This is a genomic window from Arthrobacter sp. MAHUQ-56, assembly GCF_019710585.1.
GTDB lineage: Bacteria > Actinomycetota > Actinomycetes > Actinomycetales > Micrococcaceae > Arthrobacter.
The window spans coordinates 529,146-553,265 of record NZ_JAIFZQ010000020.1 but is presented as its reverse complement, the minus strand read 5'-3'; the positions used below and the strand labels follow the sequence as shown (position 1 = coordinate 553,265).

General features: G+C 67.2%; 24 protein-coding genes and 1 tRNA gene. 10 read left to right on the top strand and 15 right to left on the bottom strand.

The window, feature by feature from the left end; all coding sequences use genetic code 11:
* Positions 1–229: 229 nt before the first annotated feature.
* The 7 genes from K4G53_RS14945 to K4G53_RS14915 all read right to left on the bottom strand — a co-directional run bounded on the left by K4G53_RS14945 (position 230) and on the right by K4G53_RS14915 (position 5,388).
* Positions 230–1,348: a GNAT family N-acetyltransferase gene (locus K4G53_RS14945; RefSeq protein ID WP_221386457.1), complete on the bottom strand. Its 1,119-nt coding sequence runs from the start codon at positions 1,346–1,348 to the stop codon at positions 230–232.
* Between the two features lie 7 nt (positions 1,349–1,355).
* The gene (locus K4G53_RS14940) at positions 1,356–2,453 is read right to left on the bottom strand and encodes a GNAT family N-acetyltransferase (protein WP_221386456.1); all 1,098 of its coding nucleotides are present in this window, start codon (positions 2,451–2,453) and stop codon (positions 1,356–1,358) included.
* Positions 2,454–2,592: 139 nt separating this feature from the next.
* Positions 2,593–3,300 (bottom strand): 50S ribosomal protein L1, encoded by a 708-nt coding sequence (rplA, locus tag K4G53_RS14935; RefSeq protein WP_221386455.1) that lies wholly within the window; start codon positions 3,298–3,300, stop codon positions 2,593–2,595.
* Positions 3,301–3,479: 179 nt separating this feature from the next.
* Entirely contained in the window at positions 3,480–3,911 is a 432-nt protein-coding gene (rplK, locus tag K4G53_RS14930) for a 50S ribosomal protein L11 (protein ID WP_003803853.1), read from the bottom strand.
* A 128-nt stretch (positions 3,912–4,039) separates the two neighbouring features.
* Positions 4,040–4,834, bottom strand: coding sequence for a transcription termination/antitermination protein NusG (gene nusG, locus K4G53_RS14925; protein WP_221386454.1), 795 nt, complete (start codon positions 4,832–4,834; stop codon positions 4,040–4,042).
* A 113-nt stretch (positions 4,835–4,947) separates the two neighbouring features.
* Positions 4,948–5,232 carry a preprotein translocase subunit SecE gene (secE, locus tag K4G53_RS14920; protein WP_221386453.1) on the bottom strand — a complete coding sequence of 95 codons (285 nt, stop codon included), beginning with the start codon at positions 5,230–5,232 and terminating at the stop codon, positions 4,948–4,950.
* 83 nt (positions 5,233–5,315) lie between these two features.
* Positions 5,316–5,388: transfer RNA gene (locus K4G53_RS14915), tRNA-Trp, on the bottom strand.
* A 275-nt stretch (positions 5,389–5,663) separates the two neighbouring features.
* On the opposite strand from K4G53_RS14915, the gene K4G53_RS14910 reads away from it, so the two are divergent.
* Positions 5,664–6,881: a pyridoxal phosphate-dependent aminotransferase gene (locus tag K4G53_RS14910; RefSeq protein WP_221386452.1), complete on the top strand. Its 1,218-nt coding sequence runs from the start codon at positions 5,664–5,666 to the stop codon at positions 6,879–6,881.
* An 82-nt stretch (positions 6,882–6,963) separates the two neighbouring features.
* On the opposite strand, the gene K4G53_RS14905 is transcribed toward K4G53_RS14910, so the two are convergent.
* Together K4G53_RS14905 and K4G53_RS14900 are read right to left on the bottom strand one after the other, a co-directional pair.
* A complete protein-coding gene (locus K4G53_RS14905) occupies positions 6,964–7,647 on the bottom strand; it encodes a response regulator transcription factor (RefSeq protein ID WP_221386451.1) in 684 nt (227 codons plus the stop codon).
* The gene (locus K4G53_RS14900; RefSeq protein ID WP_221386450.1) at positions 7,644–8,987 is read right to left on the bottom strand and encodes an ATP-binding protein; all 1,344 of its coding nucleotides are present in this window, start codon (positions 8,985–8,987) and stop codon (positions 7,644–7,646) included. The genes K4G53_RS14905 and K4G53_RS14900 overlap by 4 nt, the downstream gene beginning before the upstream one ends.
* Before the next feature lie 124 nt (positions 8,988–9,111).
* Between K4G53_RS14900 and K4G53_RS14895 the strand changes: the two genes are divergently transcribed.
* The 5 genes from K4G53_RS14895 (at position 9,112) to K4G53_RS14875 (ending at position 13,323) form a co-directional block, all read left to right on the top strand.
* Positions 9,112–10,809: a PspC domain-containing protein gene (locus K4G53_RS14895; RefSeq protein ID WP_221386449.1), complete on the top strand. Its 1,698-nt coding sequence runs from the start codon at positions 9,112–9,114 to the stop codon at positions 10,807–10,809.
* Position 10,810: 1 nt separating this feature from the next.
* Positions 10,811–11,065: a hypothetical protein gene (locus K4G53_RS14890; protein ID WP_221386448.1), complete on the top strand. Its 255-nt coding sequence runs from the start codon at positions 10,811–10,813 to the stop codon at positions 11,063–11,065.
* 3 nt (positions 11,066–11,068) lie between these two features.
* A complete protein-coding gene (locus K4G53_RS14885; RefSeq protein ID WP_221386447.1) occupies positions 11,069–11,323 on the top strand; it encodes a PspC domain-containing protein in 255 nt (84 codons plus the stop codon).
* 230 nt (positions 11,324–11,553) lie between these two features.
* The gene (locus tag K4G53_RS14880; protein ID WP_221386446.1) at positions 11,554–12,579 is read left to right on the top strand and encodes an ATP-dependent 6-phosphofructokinase; all 1,026 of its coding nucleotides are present in this window, start codon (positions 11,554–11,556) and stop codon (positions 12,577–12,579) included.
* 27 nt (positions 12,580–12,606) lie between these two features.
* Entirely contained in the window at positions 12,607–13,323 is a 717-nt protein-coding gene (locus K4G53_RS14875) for a GNAT family N-acetyltransferase (RefSeq protein WP_221386445.1), read from the top strand.
* Here the strand turns inward: K4G53_RS14875 and K4G53_RS14870 are convergent.
* From K4G53_RS14870 to K4G53_RS14845, 6 genes are all read right to left on the bottom strand, one after another.
* Positions 13,285–14,865, bottom strand: coding sequence for a DHA2 family efflux MFS transporter permease subunit (locus K4G53_RS14870; RefSeq protein WP_374226176.1), 1,581 nt, complete (start codon positions 14,863–14,865; stop codon positions 13,285–13,287). The genes K4G53_RS14875 and K4G53_RS14870 overlap by 39 nt on opposite strands.
* A complete protein-coding gene (locus tag K4G53_RS14865) occupies positions 14,866–15,285 on the bottom strand; it encodes an ankyrin repeat domain-containing protein (protein WP_221386443.1) in 420 nt (139 codons plus the stop codon).
* Positions 15,285–16,367 (bottom strand): folate-binding protein YgfZ, encoded by a 1,083-nt coding sequence (locus K4G53_RS14860; protein ID WP_221386442.1) that lies wholly within the window; start codon positions 16,365–16,367, stop codon positions 15,285–15,287. Before K4G53_RS14860 ends, K4G53_RS14865 begins: the two co-directional genes overlap by 1 nt.
* 22 nt (positions 16,368–16,389) lie before the next feature.
* On the bottom strand, positions 16,390–17,112 hold the full coding sequence (locus K4G53_RS14855; protein WP_221386441.1) for a flavodoxin family protein: 723 nt from the start codon (positions 17,110–17,112) through the stop codon (positions 16,390–16,392).
* Positions 17,113–17,130: 18 nt separating this feature from the next.
* On the bottom strand, positions 17,131–17,739 hold the full coding sequence (locus tag K4G53_RS14850) for an FABP family protein (RefSeq protein WP_221386440.1): 609 nt from the start codon (positions 17,737–17,739) through the stop codon (positions 17,131–17,133).
* 175 nt (positions 17,740–17,914) lie between these two features.
* Entirely contained in the window at positions 17,915–18,682 is a 768-nt protein-coding gene (locus tag K4G53_RS14845; protein WP_221386439.1) for a permease, read from the bottom strand.
* Positions 18,683–19,022: 340 nt separating this feature from the next.
* On the opposite strand from K4G53_RS14845, the gene K4G53_RS14840 reads away from it, so the two are divergent.
* From K4G53_RS14840 to K4G53_RS14825, 4 genes are all read left to right on the top strand, one after another.
* Positions 19,023–19,721, top strand: coding sequence for a response regulator transcription factor (locus K4G53_RS14840; protein ID WP_018769102.1), 699 nt, complete (start codon positions 19,023–19,025; stop codon positions 19,719–19,721).
* 34 nt (positions 19,722–19,755) lie between these two features.
* A complete protein-coding gene (gene mshD / locus K4G53_RS14835; RefSeq protein WP_221386438.1) occupies positions 19,756–20,727 on the top strand; it encodes a mycothiol synthase in 972 nt (323 codons plus the stop codon).
* A gap of 129 nt (positions 20,728–20,856) precedes the next feature.
* Positions 20,857–23,106 carry an RNA degradosome polyphosphate kinase gene (locus K4G53_RS14830; RefSeq protein WP_221386437.1) on the top strand — a complete coding sequence of 750 codons (2,250 nt, stop codon included), beginning with the start codon at positions 20,857–20,859 and terminating at the stop codon, positions 23,104–23,106.
* 11 nt (positions 23,107–23,117) lie between these two features.
* Positions 23,118–24,086: an NUDIX hydrolase gene (locus tag K4G53_RS14825; protein ID WP_221386436.1), complete on the top strand. Its 969-nt coding sequence runs from the start codon at positions 23,118–23,120 to the stop codon at positions 24,084–24,086.
* Positions 24,087–24,120 lie beyond the last annotated feature (34 nt).

The window sequence follows — 24,120 nt, the reverse complement described above, 5'->3', positions numbered from 1 at the left end:
CGCCCCGCGCAGATGCACGGGGCTTGGCTCAACACGGCTTGACCGTGGAGCTTTGCTTCGTTCACCTGCGCCGGCCGCCCTGCGTTGAGGGTCCTTCGTCCGGAAAGCCACTGGAGTCCCCCGCGCACAACTGCAGAGTTGAGCCATGTTCAGGAGAGTGGATTTCCAACAACCGACGGTCTTTGGTACGTCCAGCTTACGCGAGGGCGCACCATCCGCCAAATCGGGCTCAACTGGTGCTGGTGTGCAGCTTTGGAAGCTCCTTCTGCCAGATGCCCGTCACCCCGGCCGTCTGGAAGCCGAGCTGCTTGTTCACCGTCAGGAGGTACCGGTTTTCGGGCGCGTTCCAGGTGTAGATGATCCTGGCGTCCGGGAACTGCTCGGAGAGCCGCTCCATGTTGGCCACCTTGATCAACAGTCCCAGCTTATTGCCGCGGTGTTCCTGCAGGACCAGGGTGTCGTCCTGGAACACCACATCGGTGCGGTGCGCCAACACGGTGATGGTGGTCAGCCCCACCAGGGATCCGCTGGCGAGGTGCTCGACGGCGGTGACCACTGTCCGCCTGCCCTGCGCAATGGCGACGTCCTCCGCTTCACGCAGGATGCCGCCGTCGAACACCATGTCCTGCTCCACCGGCACATCCATGGACGGGTCCACGCCCGCGCCGGCCTGGTTCTCCAGCGTGGCCACCGCTTCCAGCCAGCGGTCCGGGCAGCGGTCCGTCCAGTGGTGCAGGCGGTACCTGCCGTGGTTGGCTTCCTCGGCCTCGGCCTGGAGGTCGGCCACGAGCTTGCTGTCCAGCGGCAGGGCGCAGGCGCTGAACTGCTCGATGTGCTGCAGTGTGTAGCCCATCTTCCGGGCGAACTCGACCTCGCGGCTTTCCAGCGGCACGAAGCCCTGCCCGGATCCGGGAACGAGCAGGGCCTGTTCGAATTCGTGCAGTGACGCCCCGGGATGGTTGGTGTCCACCAGGATCATGGTGCGCCCCTCGCCCCTCGCCAGGTGTTCGGCGGCCTCGAGCAGCCTCCGCCCGACGCCCTGGCGCTGGAACTCGGGCAGGATGTCCAGGGTGAACTCGGCGAGGTCCAGGTGGTCGGTCAAGGGAAGCGCGATGTCCACGGTGCCCACGATGGCGCCGTCGACCTTCGCCACGAGGATGAGCTGTCGCTCATAGGGATCCTCGAACTCAAGGAGCTTCTCCAGGGGGCCGTAGGCGAGGTCGTCGCTCCCCCACGTCTGCATCCGTACCTTGCGGCCCACTTCGACGGCGGCCAGGAAGTCCGCTGCGTCAGGCGAGTCCAGTGAGTCGGGGATCCAGAGTTGCTCGATCTTCACGTCTATTGCCATTCGGGCATCATCCCAGCCGTTTCTGCCACTCACCTTCATAGCCTGCGGGCTTGAATCCAAGGGCGGTATTTATCGCCAGCATATGCTGGTTTTCGCTGGCATTCCATGTCAATATCGAGCGCGCCAGCGGCCATCTTGCCTGTGCCGTTCGGAGGTTCCAGAGCTTGACCAGCAACCCCAGCCGGTGTCCCCGATGCGGCCCGGTCACCAGGGTGTCCTGCTGCAGCACTGCCCCGGGAACCTCCGGCCGCCAATGAAGGACGGTGTAGGCCACCAGTTCGCCGGTGGCCCGGTGCCTGGCCGCCGCCACGAGGGTCTGCACCCCGCTGCGGGCGAGCATGTCCTCACCGCGGCGGACCCTGTCCACGTCCCAGGCTTCGCCTTCCCAGTCCATCCCGGCAGTGGGCGCGTCGAGGCTCATCCGCGCGTTCAACCGGGCATAGTTGTCCACCAGGTCCGCCGGGCAGGCGTCGGCCCACCCCACCAGTGCGTAGTCCCGGGCGTGGAGGGCCGCTGCACTGGCCAGCTCGGCCAGCCGGTCCGGGGACACAGGCAGGGCCAGGCGGCTGGACGTCTCCACCTGTTCCAGCTCATAGCCGGCGGCAACGGCGAAGGCGGTGGAAGGTTCATCCGAGGGCAGGCTTCCCGCCCCGGACTTGGCCGGCAGCAACGCCCGGCCCCCGTCCATGGACGCGGCCGGGAGTTCGAAGTAGCCGTCCAGGGACGTGCGGTTGTTCCTGCGCGCCACGGCCTCCGCGTGGCGCAGCAACTCCCGGCCCACGCCGCGCCTGCGGAAAGGCGGCGCCACCAGGACGCCGATCCCGGCGGTGGCCAGGTTCTCCCGCAGCGGCAGCGTCACCGAACACATCCCCGCCGCTTCCCCGCGAATCCGGCCTACGAAGAGGTGCCGTGCCTCGTAGTCCGTGCCGCGCCAGTGCTCCACTTCCTCGGCAAGGGTGTAGCCACGCTCCAGGTTGCCCCAGGTGTCCAGCTCGTGGGCCTGCCGCATCGCCAGGCAGTCACGGAAGTCCCGGAACGACCCGCTTTCAGTCGCGGATGAAGGGACGACGACGGCGGAGATCACCAGGGCGTTCGGCTTCGTCATGGCCCCAGCCTAGCCAGCCGTGGGCTGCTGTCGGGGAGCGCGGGCAGGGAGATTGTCCGGGTTAACGCGGGAAGGGACCGCCGGCAGCAAGCCGGCGGTCCCTTCCTGTGCGCCCCGAAGGCGCGGAATGCTGTGAGGACTAGGCCTCGATGAGCACCTTGGTGACGTTGGGGTCGACAGAGATGCCGGGACCGAACGTGGTGGCAACGGTGGCCTTCTGGATGTAGCGGCCCTTGGCGGCGGAGGGCTTCAGGCGAAGAACCTCTTCCAGTGCTGCTGCGTAGTTCTCAGCAAGCTTGACGGCGTCGAAGGACACCTTGCCGATGATGAAGTGCAGGTTGGAGTGCTTGTCGACGCGGAAGTCGATCTTTCCACCCTTGATGTCGTTGACGGCCTTGGTGACATCGGGGGTCACGGTGCCCGTCTTCGGGTTCGGCATCAGGTTACGCGGACCCAGGACCTTACCGAGGCGGCCAACCTTACCCATGAGGTCAGGGGTGGCAACGGCGGCGTCGAAGTCGGTCCAGCCGGCGGCGATCTTTTCGATCAGGTCGTCGGAACCAACGAAGTCGGCGCCGGCTGCGATTGCGGCCTCAGCCTTGTCACCCGTGGCGAAAACCAGGACGCGGGCGGTCTTACCGGTGCCGTGCGGCAGGTTGACGGTGCCGCGGACCATCTGGTCGGCCTTGCGGGGGTCGACGCCGAGGCGGAACGCGACCTCAACGGTGGCGTCGAACTTGGACGGGTTGGTGTTCTTGGCCAGCGTCACTGCCTCGAACGGTGCGTAGTGCTTCTCCGCGTCGATCTTGGCGGCTGCTGCCTCATATGCTTTGCTGCGCTTTGCCATGCTGCTTATTTCTCCTTGTGCAGTTGTGGTCTGCGGACCGCGCTGGGCCCTGCCACCGTCGGTGATCCGGTTTCGTTATCCGGCCCGGATGCCCGACATTTCAATTTTTGTGGTGCCGGTGTATCCGGCGGTGCCACCCGTCGTCGTCAAATGCCCGACGCTGGACAGCGGTAGGGGTATTAGCCCTCGACGGTGATGCCCATGGAGCGGGCGGTGCCGGCGATGATCTTCGCTGCGCCTTCGAGGCTGGTGGCGTTGAGGTCTTCCATCTTGGTGGAGGCGATCTCGTTGACCTGGGCCTGGGTCAGCTTGGCAACCTTGACGGTGTGCGGGGTGGCTGAACCCTTGGCAACGCCTGCAGCCTTCTTGATGAGCTCTGCAGCCGGCGGGGTCTTGGTGATGAACGTGAAGGAACGGTCCTCGTAAACCGTGATTTCCACGGGGATGACGTTTCCGCGCTGGGCTTCCGTCGCAGCGTTGTACGCCTTGCAGAATTCCATGATGTTGACACCGTGCTGGCCAAGCGCAGGACCGATCGGCGGGGCCGGGTTGGCGGCACCTGCCTGGATCTGCAGCTTGATGAGGCCGGTGACCTTCTTCTTGGGAGCCAATGTAGGGTCCTTCTCTCAATAACGTCCTGGGGCACAGGAGCGTGCCTCAGGTTTTTGGCCGCCATGGCAAGGCGGCCGGCCGTTCCGGTGCCGCTAAGCGGGCAGCACCGGGACGAATTCTAGGATTCTCAGATCTTGCTGACCTGGTTGAACGCGAGGGTGACGGGCGTTTCGCGCTCGAAGATGGAGACCAGCACCACGAGGGTCTGGGACTCGGGCTTGATCTCGGAGATCGTGGCGGGAAGGGTCTCGAAGGGGCCTTCCTTGACGATGACGGACTCGCCGACCTCGAAGTCCACGGACACGGGGGCCTGGTTCTGCTTGTTGACCGGCTTGCCCTTCTCGGCCTGCTCTTCCTCGAAGACAGGGGCGAGCATGGAGAAGACCTCGTCCAGGCGCAGCGGCACGGGGTTGTGGGCGTTGCCCACGAAGCCGGTGACACCGGGGGTGTGGCGGACGGCGCCCCAGGAGGCGTCGGTCAGGTCCATACGGACCAGGACGTAGCCGGGGATGCGGACGCGGTTGATCACCTTGCGCTGGGCGTTCTTGATCTCCACGACTTCTTCCATGGGCACCTGGATTTCGAAGATGTAATCTTCCATGTCCAGGGTCTGGATGCGGGTTTCAAGGTTGGCCTTCACGCGGTTTTCGTAACCGGCGTAGGAGTGGATGACGTACCAGTCACCTTCCTGGCGGCGCAGCTTGGCCTTGAATTCCTCAGCCGGATCTGCAGCCGCAGTGGCCGCGGCTGCTGCGAGGGCATCGGCGGGCTCTTCGTCGCCGCCGGCTTCTGCGGCGGCGGAGGCGGCGTCGTCGGATTCGGGCGCGGAGGACTCAACCTCGGACTCTTCACCGGCTTCTGCCGTGACGTCCTGGGACTCTTCCAGCCCAGTCTCGGTTACCTCGAGCTCCTGCTCAGACACTTGGTCTCCTGCTTCCTCATTGCCTAACATGCCTATTTAAATGGCTCAATTCCGCACACCGCGCCCCGTTCCGGATTCCCGGGCGGAACACGCGGCCTGCGGACCGCGCAGCCTTAGCTGTCCGTGGAGCCGGTACCGCCGAAGATCCAGCTGACAGCGGTTCCGAAACCTATGTCCAGCAGGCTGACGATGACCATCATGATGGCCACGAACACCAGCACCACGAGCGTGTAATTGACCAGTTCCTTGCGGGTGGGGGCAACGACCTTCTTCAGTTCGCCGATGATCTGGCGGACAAAGAGTGCAATGCGGGCGAAGAAGCTTGCCTTGGCTTCCTTCTTAGCTGGGCGGCCCTTGGAGCTGCTGGCAGCTGTTTCGGTCACCTGATCCTCGCTCATCCTTGCAATGGTGGATTACCCGGCCCTGATCAGAACCATGGTTGCTGCGCGTGCCTCCGGGCTTTCGCCCGGGGCACCTTGCGCAGGGCAGACAGGACTCGAACCTGCAACCTGCGGTTTTGGAGACCGCTGCGCTACCAATTGCGCCACTACCCTATGGAGTGAAACCCACGTTGGACGGCCTGCCACCAGTTTGCGCTGGGGCGCACGCCATCATCCGTGTTTCAACACCGGTGAACCAGTCTACGCAAGAACTTCGCGTTCGTCGAACCAGCCCGTTCCGGACCTCCTGCGGCGCGGCCTGAGCTGTACTGCCCGGGCAGTCACAAATCAAAACCGTCACCCCGGAGGGTCCGGTGAACAGCATAGAGTAGAACTCGTCGAATCCCACATTCCAGCCTTCGGGCTGCAAAGCGAAGAACGGACCTGCCATGTCTGCCGCCCGCGTTTCCCAGCGCATTTCCGCAATTGCCGAATCCGCAACCCTTGCCGTTGATGCCAAGGCGAAGGCGCTGAAGGCTGCTGGCCGGCCGGTGATTGGATTCGGGGCGGGCGAACCGGACTTCCCCACCCCGGACTACATTGTCCAGGCGGCCATCGAAGCGGCATCGCAGCCCAAGTACCACCGCTACTCCCCTGCCGGCGGCCTGCCGGAACTGAAGAAGGCCATCGCCGAGAAGACGCTCCGGGACTCCGGTTACGCCGTCGACCCTTCCCAGGTGCTGGTGACAAACGGCGGCAAGCAGGCCGTCTACAACACCTTCGCCACCTTGGTGGACCCGGGCGACGAGGTCATCGTCCCCACCCCGTTCTGGACCACCTACCCGGAGGCGATCCGGCTGGCCGGCGGCGTTCCGGTGGAGGTTTTCGCCGGCCCCGAACAGGACTACCTGGTGACCGTTGAGCAGCTGGAGGCCGCCGTCACGGACAAGACCAAGATCCTGCTGTTCGTCTCACCCTCCAACCCCACCGGCGCGGTGTACTCGCCGGAGCAGGTGGCAGAGATCGGCAAGTGGGCTGCCGCCAAGGGCCTGTGGGTCGTCACCGACGAAATCTACGAGCACCTGACCTACGACGGCGTGCCCTTCACGTCCATCGCCACCGCCGCCCCGGAGCTCGGGGACAAGGTGGTCATCCTCAACGGCGTTGCCAAGACCTACGCCATGACCGGCTGGCGCGTGGGCTGGATGATCGGCCCCGCCGACGTCATCAAGGCGGCCACCAACCTGCAGTCGCACGCCACCTCCAACGTCTCCAACATCATGCAGATCGCCGCACTGGCCGCGGTCTCCGGCCCGCTGACTGCGGTCGACGAGATGAAGGTGGCCTTCGACCGCCGCCGCAAGGCCATCGTCGCCGGCCTGAACGCCATTGAAGGCGTGGAATGCCCGACGCCGAAGGGCGCCTTCTACGTGTACGCGGACGTCCGGGGGCTGCTGGGCAAGGAGTTCCCGACGGCGACCGGCACCGCCACGCCGCAGACCTCGGCTGAGCTGGCGGCCCTGATCCTGGATGAGGTTGAGGTGGCAGTGGTTCCCGGCGAGGCATTCGGTCCGTCCGGCTTCGTGCGCCTCTCCTACGCGCTGGGCGACGACGACCTGGCCACCGGCGTCCAGCGCCTGCAGGAGTTCCTGGGCAAGGCCCAGTAACTCCCCCCGCACCCGATGCTCTATCACTTTTGGTTCCTAGAGAGGCATTTTAGGAACCAGAAGTGATAGAGCATCTTTGGTTTTAGAGGAGGCGGCGCTCGGCGGCCCACTTGGTGAGTTCGTGCCGGCTGGAGAGCTGGAGCTTGCGCAGCACCGCGGACACGTGGGTTTCCACGGTCTTGATGCTGATGAAGAGTTCCTTGGCCACTTCCTTGTAGCTGTAGCCCCGCGCGATCAGCCGCATGACCTCAAGTTCGCGGGCGGAGAGCCTGTCCAGTTCGTCGTCGGCGATGTCCGCCGGGGCGGTGCCGAAGGCGTCCAGGACGAACCCGGCGAGCCGGGGCGAAAACACAGCGTCCCCGCCCGCCACCCGGAACACGGCATCGGTGATCTCGGCCCCGGAGATCGTCTTGGTGACGTAGCCGCGGGCACCGGCACGGATTACGGCCACCACGTCCTCGGCCGCATCCGAGACGCTCAGGGCCAGGAAGCGGGTGGTGGGCAGGAGTGCGGCGGAACCGGCGATGACTTCCCGTCCGCCGCCGCCGAGGCCGCCGGGCAGGTGCACGTCCAGGAGCACGACGTCCGGCCGCTGCTGGGCGATCACGGCGATGGCCTGCTCCACGGTCGCGGCTTCCCCCACCACCTGGATGCCGGCGTCGAGGTCGGCTTTGAGCCCGGACCGGAAGATTGCGTGGTCGTCCACGATCACCACCCGTACCGGGTTGGCCGGCCGGCTGGTTCCTGTCCCCTGCGTCGTGCTCATGATTTCCCTTCCGCGCCCTGGGCCGCTGCCGCGGGCAGCCGCAGGCGCACCTCCGTGCCGTCGCCCGTGCTGAGGATCTCAGCGGAGCCGCCGTGCCTGTTCATCCTGCCAATAATCGATTCGCGGACGCCAAGCCTGTCCGCCGGGACGTCCGCAAGCTCAAAGCCCGGGCCGCGGTCCTTGATGAAGACCTCGGCCTGCCCGTCTGACGCCTCAAGGTAGACCGAAACGGTTCCGCCGCCGTGCCGGGACGCGTTGAGCATGGCCTCCCGGCAGGCCTGGACGAGGGCCTCGCGTGCCTCCGTCATGGCGGCGTCCCCCACGCTGACCACCTCGACGGCGTTGCCGAGCAGGTCCTCCACCTCGGCGGCCACCGCCTTGATCCGGTCCGAAAGCTGGCCGGTTTCGCGTCCGTGGTCCTGGAAGAGCCAGCCGCGGAGTTCGCGTTCCTGCGCGCGGGCCAGCCGGACGACGTCGTGTTCGTTGCCGGCCCGGCGCTGGATCAAGGCGAGGGTCTGCAGCACGGAATCGTGGAGGTGGGCGGCGATCTCGGCCCGTTCGGTCTCCCGGATCCGGCCGGCGCGTTCAGCTTCCAGGTCCCGCCAGAATTTCAGTGCCCACGGCAGCAGCACCAGGACCACCCCGCCGAGGACGGCCACCGAAGCCAGCAACGCGAGCCAGGTCTGCTCCCAGGAGCCCGAACCGGACACCATCACCAGGACCCCGGCCACCACCAGCGCCAGGCCTGCTGCCAGGCGGCCCCACCCGCCGGCCTGGTCAGCCTTGGTCTTGTCCACCAGCCCGGCCCGCCGCGTCTCGTCCAGCTGCATCCAGGCGATCGAAGCTCCGCCCAGGACGGCGGCGGCTGGTATCAGTGTGCCCAGGGAGACGTCCACGCCAAGCATCTGCGCAATCATGATGCCGGCGACGAGGAGCAGCCCGCAGCCGAGCAGGATTTCCTTGCCGTACCGGACGCCCCCGGCCCGGAACCACGGGACCGTCCCCGCCTGCCCCGGCCCGGGCGTCACGGTCCCCGCGGCACCCGGCCCCATGCCGGCGTCGTGCGCTGTCCCGGGTCCGGCCACCTGGCTCACCGCCGGGGCAATGGGCGACGCCGGGCGGCGGGCACTGCGCCGCGCGGCCTCATCCGCGGTGGGCACCATGATCCACAGCCAGGCGTAGAACAGCAGGCCTGCGCCGCCGGCGAGCGCGGCCAGGACCATGCCCAGGCGGACATTCCTGACCGGCCAGCCCAGGTGCAGCGCCAGGCCGGAGCATACGCCGGCGATGACGCGGTCGCTGCTCCGCGCCAGGGGCGGGCGCACCGGGAGGGTTGTCATGGATCAATCCAAGCACGGATCAGGGTGCCCCGGACCGCATACGGGTGCCAATCCGGGGCAGCTCAGGGACCGTTCAGGGTTTCCCCCAGTAGAGCGAAGACGAGGGGGCGGGAAGGATCGAAGTATGAACTCGCAGACCCCCTCCCCCAACGACGACGGAACGCCCACCGGCCCCCTGCCCGGCCCGGACAACCAGCAGCCCACGGAGCCGCTGCCGTCTTCTGCCGCACCTTCGCCGGACCCTTCCACGGGTCCCTCCGAAAGCCGTCCCGCCGGCCCTGAGTACCCAAGCCCCGAACAGCCCGGCCCCGGCCAGCAAAGCGCCGAACAGCAAAGCGCCGGGCAGCCCGGCCAGGGCTACCCGTACCGGCCCGTTCCTCCTGCCACAGCCGCCCCGACCGACTTCTACAGCTGGATCCGCGGGCACGGCATCTACCGCGGCAATGACCGCTGGATTGGCGGCGTGTCCAGCGGCATCGCCCACCGGCTGGGCGTGGACCCGATCATCATCCGGGGCGTTTTCGTAGTGCTCACCGTCCTGGCCGGCATCGGCGTGCTGCTCTACGGCCTGGCGTGGGCCTTCCTCCCTGAACCGGACGGCAGGATCCATGTCCAGGAGGCCGGGGCCGGCCGCTGGTCCAGCGGCATGACCGGCTCCCTGATCGCCACGGTACTGGGACTCACCGGCCTCGGCGGCGGATTCTGGGGCTGGAACCGGAACGGCTTGGGCGGACTCCTGTGGACCGTCTTCTGGGTGGCCGGCGCCATCTTCCTGGTGTACTACCTCTCGCAGCGCAACAAGGGCCCGGCCCACGCGGCCGCGGGCCACGGCACGGCGACGACCGCCGGCGGAGTGTTCCCGGCTGAAAGCGCACGTACCGAACGTCCGGGAACCGAACGCGCAGGAACGGAGCCCACCACAGCCTCCTTCGCGAGCACGGACTCAAAGCCGGCAGGAACCTTCCCAGGTGCCCCTTCCTACGGAAGCAGCTATCCGGGCGGCGCGGGCACGGCACCACTTGGCGGCAGCGGGTACGGCGCGGGTTCCTCCGCGGTGGGTCCGGGTGCCGGCGCCGCGTTCGGCAGCCCCGGCGGCCCGGGCGGGACAACCCCCGGCGGGCCCGGCGGCCCGGGCGCCGGAGCCCCGTTCGGCAGCAGCCCGGCACCGTGGGTCCCGCCCCAGCCCCACAAGCCGCGCCCGGCCGGCCCCGGCGCGCCCGCCGTCGCCATCGCTGCCGGCACAGCGCTGCTGGTAGGCGGCGGACTCAAGGCCCTGGACGCAGCCAACATCGTCGACCTCGGGAGGTCCGGCAACGCCATCGTGTGGGCCAGCGCGGCAGCCGTCCTGGGTTTGGGCATCCTGATCTCCGGACTGCGCGGCAGGACCTCCGGTGTCCTGAGCCTCTTCGCCGTGATCGCCCTGGTCTCCGGCGGTGTGTCCAACGTGGTGGATGACGGCCGGATGCGGTTCACCGAGGTGGACTGGAGCCCCGCAAGCGTCGAGGAGGCCCGAAACGGCATCGACATCACCGCAGGGCGCGGAACTGTCGACCTCACGGGCGTCTCCCCCGGCACCCCGCTGACCTCCGACGTCGTGGTTCCCTTGGACATCACTGCCAGCAACGTGACGGTGGTGATCCCGGAGAACGTCCCCGTGGACATCAAAGCGGACATGACCATGGGGAACCTAAATGAAGCAAGCGGCCAGCGCGGCGGCACCACCACCCGCGAAAGCAGCTACAACACCGGCCAGCCAGGCAGCCACCTGGTGGTGCAGATCGACGGAACCTTCAGCAACGTCACCATCCAGGAAGGTAACTGACATGGACAACAGCAACATTCCGACGGCGGGCCAGGACCCGGCAGCACCGGCACCGGCCCGCGTGGGAACCATCGTGTGGGGGCTCATTGTGCTGGCTCTGGCGGCACTGATCATCGTGGCGCAGCTGGGCGTTATCTCGCTCAACGGCACCTACGTGCTGATCGGCCTCATGATCGGTGCGGGTGTGGCGCTGGTGGCCGGCGGACTGCTCTCAGCCCGCAAACGTGACAATGAACCAACTACAGGGAAGTCTTGAACCATGGATAAGTTCTTCAGTATCGTCAGGGGCTTTGGCCTGAAGCGCGGCCCGGAGCGGTGGCTTGGCGGAGTCTGCGGCGGCATCGCCGCCAAGCTCAACGTCGACGTCGCGTTTGTCCGCATCGCCTTCCTTCTCTTCGCCCTGCTTCCCGGACCGGCCTTCGTTTTCTACATCCTGGCCTGGGTGGTCCTTCCGGACCAGCGCAACGAAATCCCGCTGCAGACCTTCCTGGACCGCCGGTCCCTCAACAGCTGAAAAGCCTGCCCTCCAGGACACCAGGCCCTGCTCCGTTGACCAGTTCACACGGGGCGGGGCCTTTTCCTGTCCCGCGCCTTGTTGTCCCCCCGCCGAACACCTGACGGGTCGTGATGCGCGGCACCGCAATGTAACCGGTTTGTGTCGTACCCCACACCCCGCACTACACTTCTAGGTGAGCTCAGCGTGGCGCTCTGCCTGTAAACCTTCTCTCCAGGATTTGAGCAAACATGAAAATTGGAATCCTCACCAGCGGTGGCGACTGCCCCGGACTGAACGCCGTCATCCGCGGCGCAGTACTCAAGGGCATTGCCATCCACGGCCACGAATTCGTCGGATTCCTCGACGGCTGGCGCGGCGTGGTGGAGGGCGACATCATCGACATCCCCCGCACCATGGTCCGCGGTATCGCCAAGCAGGGCGGCACCATCCTGGGCACCTCCCGCACCAACCCGTTCGAAAACGGCGGCGGACCCGAGGCCATCAAAGCGCACATGGACCGGCTGGGCATCGATGCGATCATCGCCATCGGCGGTGAGGGAACCCTCGCCGCCGCCAAGCGCCTCACCGACGCCGGGCTGAAGATCGTCGGCGTTCCCAAGACCGTGGACAACGACCTCGACGCCACCGACTACACCTTTGGCTTCGACACCGCCGTGCAGATCGCCACCGAAGCAATCGACCGGCTCCGGACCACCGGCGAATCGCACCACCGCTGCATGATCGCCGAAGTCATGGGCCGGCACGTGGGGTGGATCGCGCTGCACGCCGGCATGGCCGCCGGCGCCCACGCCATCCTGATCCCCGAGCAGAAGGTCAGCATCGAGCAGATCACCGAATGGGTGAAGGAAGCCCACCACCGCGGCCGTGCGCCCCTGGTGGTCGTCGCCGAAGGCTTCGTACCCGAGCACATGGAAAGCCCGCACTCCGAGCGCGGCCTGGACACCTTCGGCCGTCCGCGCTTGGGCGGCATCGCCGACCAGCTGGCGCCGGAACTGGAGGCCCGCACGGGCATCGAAACCCGGGCCACGATCCTCGGCCACATCCAGCGCGGCGGCGTCCCGTCAGCGTTCGACCGCGTCCTGGCCACCCGCCTGGGCATGGCCGCCATCGATTCCGTGGTGGAAGGCTACTGGGGCACCATGGTGGCGCTGAAGGGGACGGACATCGAACACGTGGCCTTCCAGGAGGCCCTGGGCCAGCTGAAGACCGTTCCGCAAAAGCGGTATGACGAAGCCGCGGTGCTGTTCGGCTAAGGAGGCCGCCCGCCCTAGGCTGGGACCATGACACTCGATCCCGGTTCCGCTGCCATCATCCAGCTGGCATGGGCGCGCCGGCTGGGCTTCGACGACGACGTGTTCGGTCCGGCACTGGTCTCCGGCGAGCGGATTGTCCGCGCTGACGAAACGGCCCGGACGGTGGAGTTCGTCCGGCTCTTCGGGACGTCGGCACTCGTGGCCCCGCAGGAGGTCATCGACGCCGCCGCGGACATTCCCGATGAACAGATGGCCCAGCACGTCACGCTGCTGACCCTGACCAGGTCCCGCGGCGGCCACGGGCTCGGAGCCGCCGCACTGTTCTTCGCCGACGACCTCCCGCTGCAGCAGCCCTCCGAAGAGCTGACCGTTTCGCACGGCAACCCGGAGGCGATCGAGCTGGAGGGCCGCTGCCCGCCCGACGACGTCAACGAAGTGGGCTTGTCGGACCTGGAAAACCGGTACACGATCGTCCATGAGGTGGATGGCCGGCGGGTTCCCCTGGCCTGCGGGGCGTACGGGGAGTGGGAGGGCCTGCTGGCCAACATGGGCGTCCTGGTGGATCCGGAGTGGCGGCGGCGCGGCCTGGGCTCCCTGGCAGCCTCGATTGCCGCCCATGAAGCCCTGGCGGCGGGCCTCACGCTGCAGTGGCGCGCCGACGTCAGCAACACCGGCTGCCTCGCACTGGCCCGGAAGCTGGGCCTGTCAGCCGGCGGAATCCAGACCAGCGTCCACCTTCGCTGACGCCGCGCCCTGGCCGGGGGCAGGCCAGCCCTGGATGGGCTGCGGTTTGGCGAAGAACAGGGCCACCGCCGCTCCCACCAGGATCACCCCGGCGGGCAGCAGGATGGACTGTCCCATCGCCGTCGAGAACCCGCCCTGGAGGACCTCCGGAAGGGTGCCGCCCATCGCCATCCCCTCGCCCGCGGATCCGCCCGGCCCGCCGGCGGGCAGCTCGGCCGCAAGGCGGGACTGGATCAGCACCGCAATCGCTGCGCTGCCCAGTACCGCACCGATCTGGCGGGTGGTGTTGTAGACACCCGAGCCTGCACCCGCCTGGCGCGGCGGCAGGTTCCTGGTGGCCGTGGTGCTCAGCGGGGCCCAGATGCCGGCGTTGGCGAAGCCGAGGACGGCGCTGGGCAGCAGGAACAGCAGGATGGGGGTGTCCGGGCGCATGAGCGCCGAGTTCCAGAGCAGGGCCACGGCCATGAGCACCAGTCCGGTGGCGGTGATGTACTTCGGGTTGACCCGGTCCACGAGCTTGCCCACCACCGGTGCCAGCCCGCCGGAGATCAGGGCCATGGGCACCATCATCAGCGCGGACTGGGTGGGGGTGAGGCCGCGGACCAGCTGGTAGTAGAAGATCAGCGGCAGGCTGAAGGCGGTTACCGTGAAGCCCACCGTGGTGATGCCGATGTTGGCCAGCGAGAAGTTCCGGTCCCGGAACAGCCCCAGGGGCAGGAGCGGCTCACCCTTGTTGTACCGCTGCCACACCACGAAGACCGCCAGGACTGCGATGCCGGCGATGATCAGGCCCCACACGGTAATGGGCCCCGTGATGGTGCCCCAGTTGTAGGTCTCGCCCTCCTGGATGCCGAACACCAGCAGGAACAGCCCGGCGGCGCTCAGCAGGACGCCAGGGATGTCGAAGCGGTGCGGATGGGTAGCCAGGGCCGGCACGTTGCGCAGCGCCAGGATGAAGCCCACGACGCCGATGGGCACGTTGATGAAGAAGATCCATTCCCAGCCCAGGCCGTCAACCAGGACGCCGCCCAGGATGGGCCCCACAAGGGTGGCCATGCCGGCGGTGGCTCCCCAGACCGCCATGGCGGGCCCGCGGCGGTCGGGCGGGAAGATCCGGGTGATCACGGCCATGGTCTGGGGGGTCATGATGGCGGCGCCCAGCCCCTGCAGCACGCGTGCCGCGATCAGGACCGCCACGTTGCCGGACAGACCGCACCAGAGGGAAGCCAGCGTGAAGACCACCAGCCCGGCGAGGTACAGGCGTTTGGGCCCGAACCTGTCGCCCAGCCGCCCGGTGATGAGCAGCGGGACGGCATAGGCCAGCAAATAGGCGCTGGTCACCCAGATCACGGAGTTGATGTCGGCGTCCAGGCCCTCCATGATGCGGGGGTTTGCCACGGAAACGATGGTGGTGTCGATCAGGATCATGAAGAACCCGATCACCAGGGACCGCAGGGCAGGCCAGGGCTTTGCTACGTTTTCCACTTGGTCATCCTTCAGTGGTTTGGGAGGTGCGCGGCTGGGCCCGGGAAGGGCTGGCAGCTAGCCCAGCAGGTCCAGGATCTCCGCGCGGGCGAACATCTGCGCGGCGGCACGGGCCGAGGGCGCACCGGCATCAGGATCGGCGCCGGCGGCCAGCAGGACCCGGGCCACGTCCGCGTATCCCTTGAATGCCGCCCCGGCGAGCGGGGTCTGGCCCCGGTCGTTGGCGGTGTTTGCGTCGGCGCCGTGCCGCAGGAGCAGTTCAACGGTGCCGGCATGGCCGTGGTAGGCGGCCAGCATCAGCAGTGAGTCGCCGGCGGCATTGGTCAGGGTGGCGGGAGCCCCGGCGCCGAGGTAGGCACCCAGCATCCCGTCGTTTCCTTCGCGGGCCGCCTCGAAGAGCGTGTGGGCCAGGGCGACGGCGTCGTCGTCGTGCTGTCCCCCAGCGCCCGCTCCGGCGGTACCGGTTTCTTCTGTCATCAGCGTGGCCCTTTCAGGAATCCGGTTTGCCGCCCCACAACCTGGCCGGCGTCCGGGGCAACGATGAGTTCCTGGGCGGCGGTGTACGGTTCGTCCCCGTCCAGGACCGTCAGTATTTCATCCGGGGCCACTGAGCGCTTTATGACCGCCAACGCAACGGGTCCCATCTCGTAATGCTGGGCCACCGACGTCACGGATCCCACCTTCCGCTCCCCCGCCATCACAGGGCTGCCCGGCTGCGGCAGCGTGTGCTGGGAACCGTCCAGCTGGAGGAAGACCAGGCGCCGCGGCGGGTGGCCCAGGTTGTGCACCCGGGCGATGGTTTCCTGGCCCTTGTAGCAGCCCTTGGCCAGGTGCACGGCGGTCCGGAGCAGGTCCAGTTCATGGGGAATGGTCTTGTCATCGGTTTCGGCCCCGATCCGGGGACGCCAGGCGGCAATGCGCAGGGCCTCGGCTGCGAGTACACCCGCCAGCGCGCGTCCGGCGACGGCGTCCTCCAGCTTGTCCGCGGGGAGCAGGTATTCGAACCACGGCCGTTCCAGTCCCGGATGGGACTCCTCGGGGACCGTGGCATAGGAGTATCCGCCGGCGCCCACGTGCGGCCACGGGTCCTGCCAGGCAAGGTAGCCAGACCAGTCAGGAACGGCCCGGGTGCTGCCCACCACTGCCCAGTCGGCGGAGACGTCGGCGATGTCCACCCGCAGCATGAACTTCATCCGGTTCAGGTACTCCGCCAGCGGTGCAGCCTCGGCGGCCTCGACGATCAGCCAGGTGGTCCCGCCGTCGTCAACGACACGGGCGTCAAAGTCGATGCGCCCCTGCACGCTCAGCAGCAGCAATTCGCTGGACTCGCCCGGCTTCAGCGCGGCGACCTGCTGCGAAGACAGGGTGTTCAGCCAGCTGAGCCGGTCGGGCCCGGTGACGGTGACCACGCCCCGGTGGGAGAGATCGACGACGGCGGTTCCGGCGGCGAGTGCGCGCTGCTCGCGCAGCGGCTCACCGTAGTGGGCGGCGACGCCGGCGTCCGGGCCTGCGGCCTCGACGGCGCCGGGACGCGACAAGAGAGGGCTGGGGGTAGTCATATGAAGTAGAAGTCTACGGGGGTCAGCGGTATTCCGGGTTTTCGAAATCGAAACGGGTTCCGGCCGACCACTCCCGGGGCAGGTTTCCGTAGGCGGGGTAGCCGCCGGCGTCCTTGAGGATCCTGGCCAGGTGCAGCAGGTTCCAGGTCATGAAGGTGGTGTTCCGGTTGGTGAAGTCGCTTTCCGGGCCCCCGGACCCTTCATCCAGGTAGCTGGGGCCGGGGCCCACGGGCCCGATCCACCCGGCGTCGGCCTGCGGCGGGATGCTGAAGCCGATGTGTTGCAGGCTGTAGAGGATGTTCATGGAGCAGTGCTTGATGCCGTCCTCGTTGCCGGTGATCAGGCAGCCGCCGACCTTGGGGTAGAACGCCCATTGTCCTTTGCCGTTCACTTCACCGGAATGGGCATAGAGGCGTTCGATGAGCTTCTTCGTCTGGGAGGAGTTGTCCCCGAGCCAGATGGGACCCGCCACCACCACGATGTCGGCTTCCTGCACCGCAGGATAAAGGTCCGGCCACTCGTCCGTGGCCCAGCCGTACTGCGTCATGTCCGGGTACACGCCGCTGGCAATGTCGTGGTCGACAGTGCGGATCACCCGGGTGGTGACGCCCTGTTTTTCCATGATGCGGCGGCTGATCCTGATCAGGCCGTCCGTGTTGGATGTCTGGGGCGACTTCTTCAAGGTGCCGTTGAAGAACACGGCCTTGAGGTCGCTGTAGTTCCTGGCTGTCCCTGCATCTTCCACGGTGCCGCTCCCTTGGGGTCAGGAAACCTTCTTCAGGAAGGCGGAGGCGTGGGCCTCCAGTCCCTTCCCGGTTTCTCCTCCTGTTGCGACGTCCCAGCGCCACAAAAGGTTCCCGTCCACCAGCCCGAATATCCGGGTGGCGGCGCTGTAGTCCTTGGAATGGCTGCCGCGCATGACCATGTCGGTGGTCAGCTGGATCTGCGGGCCTTTGATCTGGCCGTAGTACAGCTCGCTGATCCCACCCGGGTGCGCTATGGATACGGAGATGTCGAAGCCCCCATCCTTGTTGCGGAGGGCTTCCACCTCGTCAGCACTTTTCAAGACCGGGACGATGTCTGCGGGCACCAGGCCGGGGCCGCCGTCGGCATCCAGCTGTTTGCGCTCCAAAGCCCAGAAGCCCGTCTCCACGGTGAGCGGCCGCAGGCGCGTGCCTTCGTCGTCGGTCAGCCAGCTCTCGGCGCGGTACTGCAGGTAAGGCAGCCCGTTGTGGGTGAAGGAGACATGCTGCTCGAAGTGCTCCGAGTCCTCGTCGCCGCTGCCGAGCCGGCCGCGACCCTCCCACTCACCAATGAGCCAGGAAAGGGGCACGAGTTCGGGTGTCAGGTCTGTAGGAATCTCAATGGGCATTGGTATTACCTCGAGATACTGCCGGGTGCTCCGGAAGCGGGTTGTCTACTTCTGGCCCTTGAAGAGGCGGTAGACCACGAAACCGGCGAACCAGGCCATGGACAGGCTCGCAATACCGAGCAGGACGAGGAAGAAGATTTCAAAAGCAAGTACGGACATGATGCCATCCTAACCGTTAGTAGATGAGTAGTTTGTCTATGAAGTAGGCAAGGGACCCCACCGCCGAGACGGGCGCGAGGCCCATGCTCAACGCAGCAAGGATATTCAGGGGCGCGCCGCGAAGGGTGGCGAGCCTGCGGAAGCTGGCCAGGACCGCGCCGACGACGACGCCGAAGATGGCGGCCGGCAGCACGGCAATGTCCGACAGCACCAGCCCTGCGAGCGGCCCCGCCAGTCCGGCAAGGACAATGCCCAGCGGCGCAACAATGCTGTCCGGCCACCGGATGAGCCCGGCGAGCAGGGCCACGGCCGCACTGATGGCCGCCACCAGAAGCATCTCGCGGACACCGTTGAACCGGGCGCTGGCAATCCAGCCGGCTCCGAGGCAGGACAGCAGTACGCCCACGCAGCATCCGAGCGTGGATTCCAGGCGCTGGGCCTGGCCCGTTCCGCGGATCAACTGCACCACGAACACGGCCATCATTCCCAGGGCCACGAAAGCCGGAGTCCAGTCGAGGTAGCCCGGGGCCGGGGCGGCGGCCGCGGCGACGGCGGCGCCGGCACCGGGCAGGGCGATGACCGCGGCCAGGGTCTTCTTCGCCGGAATCCTCAGGAAGTGCGGCCAGCCGAGGCCCACTGCGGCGGCGATCAAAACGCCCACCACGGTGAGGACCTGCGGTGAGGCGTAGACGGCGGCGATGATGGCGATGAGTCCGGCGATCCCGACGACGCCGATCACCCAGGAGCCGAGCGAACGCACTGGGGCCTGCAGATCCGCCGTCATGCGGGGCCCGGCCTGTGCTTCGTCTGTGCACTCACTGCGCTGATTTCCCATCCTGGCGTCGGCCCGAAGGGCGGTCGGCCCCCTCATGGCAGGGCTGGTCCGCCCTGGTCCAATCCTGCCCTATATGAACCGCATATGTCGCAAAACGGGCTCCTCCCGGGCGTGGATCTGTGGTCCGGAACGCACTGCCGGGTATACTCAAGGTTCAGCTAAGCTCCCTGCTGAGGTGGCTGGCCGGCGGCGTGCTGACGGTCCAGGAACCTCCCGCAAGAAGCCAGTACCGGCCGGTGAGAATCCGGTTCAGTCGCCCAATGATGCGCGGACGGCCCTTGGAGGAACAATGTCGCACATCCTGTTACTGACCAACAGCACCGGTTCTTCGGTGGACATCCTGCCTGCCTTGGAACTGCTGAACCACCGGGTCCATATCCTCCCCGCCGAACCCACCGCCCTCCTGGAGACCGACCCCTGCGACATCGTCCTGCTGGACGCCCGCAAGGACCTGGTTGGGGCGCGCTCCCTCACGCAGCTCCTGAAAGCCACCGGCCTCAGCGCTCCCCTGGTGCTGATCCTGACCGAAGGCGGCATGGCGGCAGTTTCCTCGGCCTGGGCGGTGGATGACATCGTCCTCGATTCCGCCGGTCCCGCCGAGGTGGAGGCCCGCATCCGGCTCTCGGTCGCCCGGGCGGTGCCCGAACAGGAGGACGCTCCCAGCGAGATCCGCGCCGCCGGCGTCATTATCGACGAGGCAAGCTACACCGCCCGCGTCAACGGGGCACCCCTGAACCTGACCTTCAAGGAGTTTGAACTCCTTAAATACCTGGCCCAGCACCCGGGCAGGGTATTCACCCGCCAGCAGCTGCTCACCGAGGTGTGGGGCTACGACTATTACGGCGGCACCCGCACCGTGGACGTCCACGTCCGGCGCCTGCGCGCCAAGCTTGGCGCTGACCACGAAAACCTGATCAGCACGGTCAGGAACGTGGGTTACCGCCTCACCCTGGTCCGGCAGCAGGAAGATGAGCTTACCGAGGCCTGAGCCCGGATCCGCCGCCGGCGTATAGCCTTGCCTCATGACTCCAGCGCACCCGCAGAAGTGGCCCGTCCAGGTTGTCCGAGGCGGAGTTGACCCGCAGCTCCTGAAGGACTGCCGCGACCTGCTCGCCGCAGCCGAGGAATCAGACGGCAACCCCTCCATCTCCGAGCAGACGCTCGTGACCATGCGTGCCGGAAACTCCGCCGGGCACACGCTGCTGACCCTGGCCCTGTACGCCCCGGACGAGGACTCGGATCCGGCCACCGGCGAAGACCTGGCCGGGTTCGCCGTCGTGGTGGAAGAGCCGGACGGCAGTGGCATCCTGGAGATCGCCGTCCACCCGGCCTACCGCAACCAGGGCGTCGCGGACCGCCTGGTGGGTGCGCTCAAGGAAGCCCGCGGCTTTGACGGGCTGAAGGCCTGGTCCCACGGCAACCATGAAGCGGCTGCCGAGCTTGCCGCGCGGTACGGCTACGCTCCCGTGCGCGAGCTGTGGAAGATGCGGATGACCACGGCGGACACGGACCTGCCCGACGCCGGCCTCCCGGACGGGGTCTCCATCCGCACCTTCGTGCCGGGCCAGGACGAGGAGGCCTGGCTGGCAGCCAACAAGGCCGCGTTCGCCCACCACCCGGAGCAGGGAAACCTGACCCGGGCTGACCTTGAGGCACGGATGGCGGAGGACTGGTTCGACCCCGCCGGCTTCTTCCTGGCCGAGGACCGGGACGGCCGGCTGCTGGGCTACCACTGGACCAAAGTCCACCCCCGGCACGGTGAGCACCCCGCAATCGGCGAGGTCTATGTTGTGGGCGTGGCGCCGGAGGCCCAGGGCATGGGGCTGGGCAGGGCGCTGACCATCGCCGGCATCAGGCACCTCCGCGATTCCGGCCTGTCGGCAGTCATGCTCTACGTCGATGCGGACAACTCTGCCGCCGTTTCGCTCTACCGCCGGCTTGGTTTCAGCCGCTGGGACATGGATGTCATGTACGGCCCGGCGGCTGCGGGCTGAGAGCCCGGCCCGCAGGAACACTTTGTGGGCCAAAGACGGGGGCCGGGGGCCTGTGAATGCTTGTAAGGTTGAAATCGAACCGTGCGGGGCGGATGCGCCGGCAGCACACCGGCAGGTAAAGGAGAAGCCATGAACCCGGAACCGTCCGGAACAGCCACGCCACAGGATGTTGCAGTGCCGGTGCGCGCCCGATTCGGTTCTTCCGAGGTACCGGCGTCACGGGCCACCCAGGACCGCATCGACATCCCGGAGTTCGCCCCGAACCTGCAGCCCGAAGGCGACATCCGCCCGGACCGGTTCCTGGACCGGGAACTGAGCTGGCTGGCCTTCAACGCACGGGTGCTGGAACTGGCCGAGGACCCCACCCTGCACCTGCTGGAGCGGGTCAACTTCCTGTCGATCTTCGCGTCCAACCTGGATGAGTTCTTCATGGTCCGGGTGGCAGGCTTGAAACGCCGCATCGCCACGGGACTTGCAGTGCCGTCCCCCGCGGGCCTGAGCCCGGTGGAGGTGCTGGAGAGGATCAGCGAGGCTGCCCACCGGCTGCAGGAGCGGCACGCGCAGGTCTATGCCGACCAGATCCGGCCCGCCCTGGCCTACGAGCACATCCACCTCATGCAGTGGGAAGAACTCGACGACGCCGCCCAGCAGCAGCTCAGCGTGATGTTCGCCGAAAAAGTGTTCCCCATCCTCACCCCGCTGGCCGTCGACCCGGCCCACCCTTTCCCGTATATCTCCGGGTTGTCGCTGAACCTCGCCGTCGTGGTCCGGAACCCGGTCAGCGACAAGGAGCTCTTCGCCCGCGTCAAGGTGCCGGACCAGCTGCCCCGGCTGATTTCCATCGACGGTCCCCGCGCCGGCGCCGTGCCGGGCCGGGTGGCCCGGTTCATCTCCCTCGAGGATGTCATCGCCGTCCATCTGGACAAGCTGTTCCCGGGCATGGAGGTGCTGGAGCACCACAGCTTCCGCGTCACCCGCAACGAGGATGTCGAGGTGGAAGAGGACGACGCAGAGAACCTCCTGCAGGCCTTGGAAAAGGAACTGCTGCGCCGCCGCTTCGGGCCTCCGGTCAGGCTTGAGGTCACCACGGACATCAACCCGAACATCCGGTCGCTGCTGATCCGCGAACTGGGCGTTGAGGAATCCGAGGTGTACTCGGTGCCTGCTCCCCTGGACCTGCGCGGCCTGTCCGTGATCGCCGGGATCGACCGCGCGGACCTGCACTACCCCAAGCACATGCCGCACACCTCGCGGTACCTGAACGAGTCCGAAACCTCCAAGGCAGCGAATGTCTTCGCCGCCATGCGCCGCCGGGACATCCTGCTGCACCACCCGTACGACTCGTTCTCAACCTCGGTGCAGGCTTTCCTGGAGCAGGCCGCCGCGGACCCGAAAGTGCAGGCCATTAAGCAGACCCTGTACCGGACTTCCGGCGACTCCCCCATCGTCGACGCCCTGATCGACGCCGCCGAGGCCGGCAAGCAGGTTTTGGCCCTCGTGGAAATCAAGGCCAGGTTCGACGAACAGGCCAACATTTCCTGGGCGCGGAAGCTGGAACAGGCCGGGGTGCACGTGGTGTACGGCATCGTGGGCCTGAAGACGCACTGCAAGCTCTCGCTGGTGGTGCGCCAGGAGGTGGACGGGCTGCGCCGGTACTGCCACATCGGCACCGGCAACTACCACCCCCGCACCGCGCGCTACTACGAGGACCTGGGCCTGCTCACCGCCAACGACCAGGTGGGCGAGGACCTGTCCAAGCTGTTCAACCAGCTCTCCGGCTATGCCCCCAAATCCACGTTCAAGCGGCTGCTGGTGGCGCCACGGTCCGTGCGGTCCGGGCTGATCGACCGGATCGAAACGGAGATCCGCAATGCCCGCGCCGGTGTGCCGGGACGCGTGCAGATCAAGGTGAACTCCATGGTGGACGAAGCCATCATCGACTCCCTGTACCGCGCCTCCCAGGCAGGGGTGAAGGTCGACGTTGTGGTGCGCGGAATCTGCTCGCTGCGCCCCGGCGTTCCGGGCCTGAGCGACAACATCACCGTGCGCTCCATCCTGGGCAGGTTCCTGGAGCACTCGCGCGTGTTCGCCTTCGCCAACGGCGGGGACCCCGTGGTGTATATCGGATCCGCAGACATGATGCACCGCAACCTGGACCGCAGGGTGGAAGCCCTGGTCCAGCTGGCCAGCCCCGACGACATCGCGTACGTCCTTGACCTCATGCAACGCTACATGGCGCCGGAGACGTCGAGCTGGCACTTGGACAACGAAGGGAACTGGATACGGCACCACCTGTCTGAGGACGGGAAGCCGCTTGAAGATGTCCAGTCCTGGCTCCTGGCCTCCCGGCCCCGCCAGCGCAGCCTGAGCCGGCGATAAGGACCCCCGCATTGTCGAGCGACGCACTCGTAGCTGACCAGACAGACCATCCCGGGGAACCCATAGCGGTCGTCGCTGCCGGCGCCCTGCCGTGGCGGGTCACCAAGGACCGGCTCGAAGTCCTCCTGATCCACCGGCCCCGGTATGACGACTGGTCCTGGCCGAAGGGGAAGATCGACGACGGCGAGACCGTCCCTGAGTGCGCCGTACGTGAGGTGCGCGAAGAGATAGGCCTCGAAGCCCCGCTGGGTATCCCCCTGCCGCCGATCCATTACCACGTGGCGTCGGGCCTGAAGGTGGTGCACTACTGGGCGGTGAAGGCGAACGGCGCCCGCTTGGTTCCGGACGGCAAGGAGGTGGACAGCGTCATGTGGTGCAGCCCCGAAAGGGCCGCTTCGCTGCTGTCCAACCCGTCCGACGTCGTACCCCTTGAATACCTGCGCGAAGCCCATGTCCGCCGCGAGCTGGACACCTGGCCGCTGATCGTCCTCCGGCACGCCAAAGCCAAGCCCCGGTCGTCCTGGAGCAAGGCCGAAGGGGAGCGTCCGCTCGCCGCCACCGGAACACGGCAGGCGCAGGCGGTGGGCCGGATGCTGCAGGTGTGGAAGCCTTCGCGGGTGGTCACCAGCCCGTGGCTGCGCTGCGTGGCAACGGTGGCGCCCTACGCCAAGGCGTCAGGGGCGAAGGTGAAGCTGGTGGAGGCGCTGACCGAGCACCGGCACCACCGCAGTCCGAAGAAGACGGCGGGCGTGGTGGAGGCGCTGTTCGACAAGCAGCGGACGGTGGTGGTCTGCACGCACCGGCCCGCGCTTCCCACCGTGCTCCGGCAGGTGGCCGAGCACATGCCGGCCAGGCTGGCCAGCCTGCTTCCCGCGAAGGAGCCCTACCTGGCGCCAGGGGAAGCAGTGGTGTGCCACGTGGCCAACGGAGGCAAGCACAAGATCGTGGCCGTGGAGCAATTCAAGCCGTTTGACGACTAGGTGCTTCGCAGTTCGCCAGTGCAGGCCAAGTAGA

What these genes read in the sequence shown, in the direction of transcription:
- K4G53_RS14945 (WP_221386457.1), bottom strand. Translation starts at nt 1,348, where the DNA reads ATGGCAATAGACGTGAAGATCGAGCAACTCTGGATCCCCGACTCACTG.
- K4G53_RS14940 (WP_221386456.1), bottom strand. Translation starts at nt 2,453, where the DNA reads ATGACGAAGCCGAACGCCCTGGTGATCTCCGCCGTCGTCGTCCCTTCA.
- rplA (WP_221386455.1), bottom strand. Translation starts at nt 3,300, where the DNA reads ATGGCAAAGCGCAGCAAAGCATATGAGGCAGCAGCCGCCAAGATCGAC.
- secE (WP_221386453.1), bottom strand. Translation starts at nt 5,232, where the DNA reads ATGAGCGAGGATCAGGTGACCGAAACAGCTGCCAGCAGCTCCAAGGGC.
- K4G53_RS14910 (WP_221386452.1), top strand. Translation starts at nt 5,664, where the DNA reads ATGTCTGCCGCCCGCGTTTCCCAGCGCATTTCCGCAATTGCCGAATCC.
- K4G53_RS14905 (WP_221386451.1), bottom strand. Translation starts at nt 7,647, where the DNA reads ATGAGCACGACGCAGGGGACAGGAACCAGCCGGCCGGCCAACCCGGTA.
- K4G53_RS14900 (WP_221386450.1), bottom strand. Translation starts at nt 8,987, where the DNA reads ATGACAACCCTCCCGGTGCGCCCGCCCCTGGCGCGGAGCAGCGACCGC.
- K4G53_RS14895 (WP_221386449.1), top strand. Translation starts at nt 9,112, where the DNA reads ATGAACTCGCAGACCCCCTCCCCCAACGACGACGGAACGCCCACCGGC.
- K4G53_RS14890 (WP_221386448.1), top strand. Translation starts at nt 10,811, where the DNA reads ATGGACAACAGCAACATTCCGACGGCGGGCCAGGACCCGGCAGCACCG.
- K4G53_RS14885 (WP_221386447.1), top strand. Translation starts at nt 11,069, where the DNA reads ATGGATAAGTTCTTCAGTATCGTCAGGGGCTTTGGCCTGAAGCGCGGC.
- K4G53_RS14880 (WP_221386446.1), top strand. Translation starts at nt 11,554, where the DNA reads ATGAAAATTGGAATCCTCACCAGCGGTGGCGACTGCCCCGGACTGAAC.
- K4G53_RS14875 (WP_221386445.1), top strand. Translation starts at nt 12,607, where the DNA reads ATGACACTCGATCCCGGTTCCGCTGCCATCATCCAGCTGGCATGGGCG.
- K4G53_RS14865 (WP_221386443.1), bottom strand. Translation starts at nt 15,285, where the DNA reads ATGACAGAAGAAACCGGTACCGCCGGAGCGGGCGCTGGGGGACAGCAC.
- K4G53_RS14860 (WP_221386442.1), bottom strand. Translation starts at nt 16,367, where the DNA reads ATGACTACCCCCAGCCCTCTCTTGTCGCGTCCCGGCGCCGTCGAGGCC.
- K4G53_RS14850 (WP_221386440.1), bottom strand. Translation starts at nt 17,739, where the DNA reads ATGCCCATTGAGATTCCTACAGACCTGACACCCGAACTCGTGCCCCTT.
- K4G53_RS14845 (WP_221386439.1), bottom strand. Translation starts at nt 18,682, where the DNA reads ATGACGGCGGATCTGCAGGCCCCAGTGCGTTCGCTCGGCTCCTGGGTG.
- K4G53_RS14840 (WP_018769102.1), top strand. Translation starts at nt 19,023, where the DNA reads ATGTCGCACATCCTGTTACTGACCAACAGCACCGGTTCTTCGGTGGAC.
- mshD (WP_221386438.1), top strand. Translation starts at nt 19,756, where the DNA reads ATGACTCCAGCGCACCCGCAGAAGTGGCCCGTCCAGGTTGTCCGAGGC.
- K4G53_RS14830 (WP_221386437.1), top strand. Translation starts at nt 20,857, where the DNA reads ATGAACCCGGAACCGTCCGGAACAGCCACGCCACAGGATGTTGCAGTG.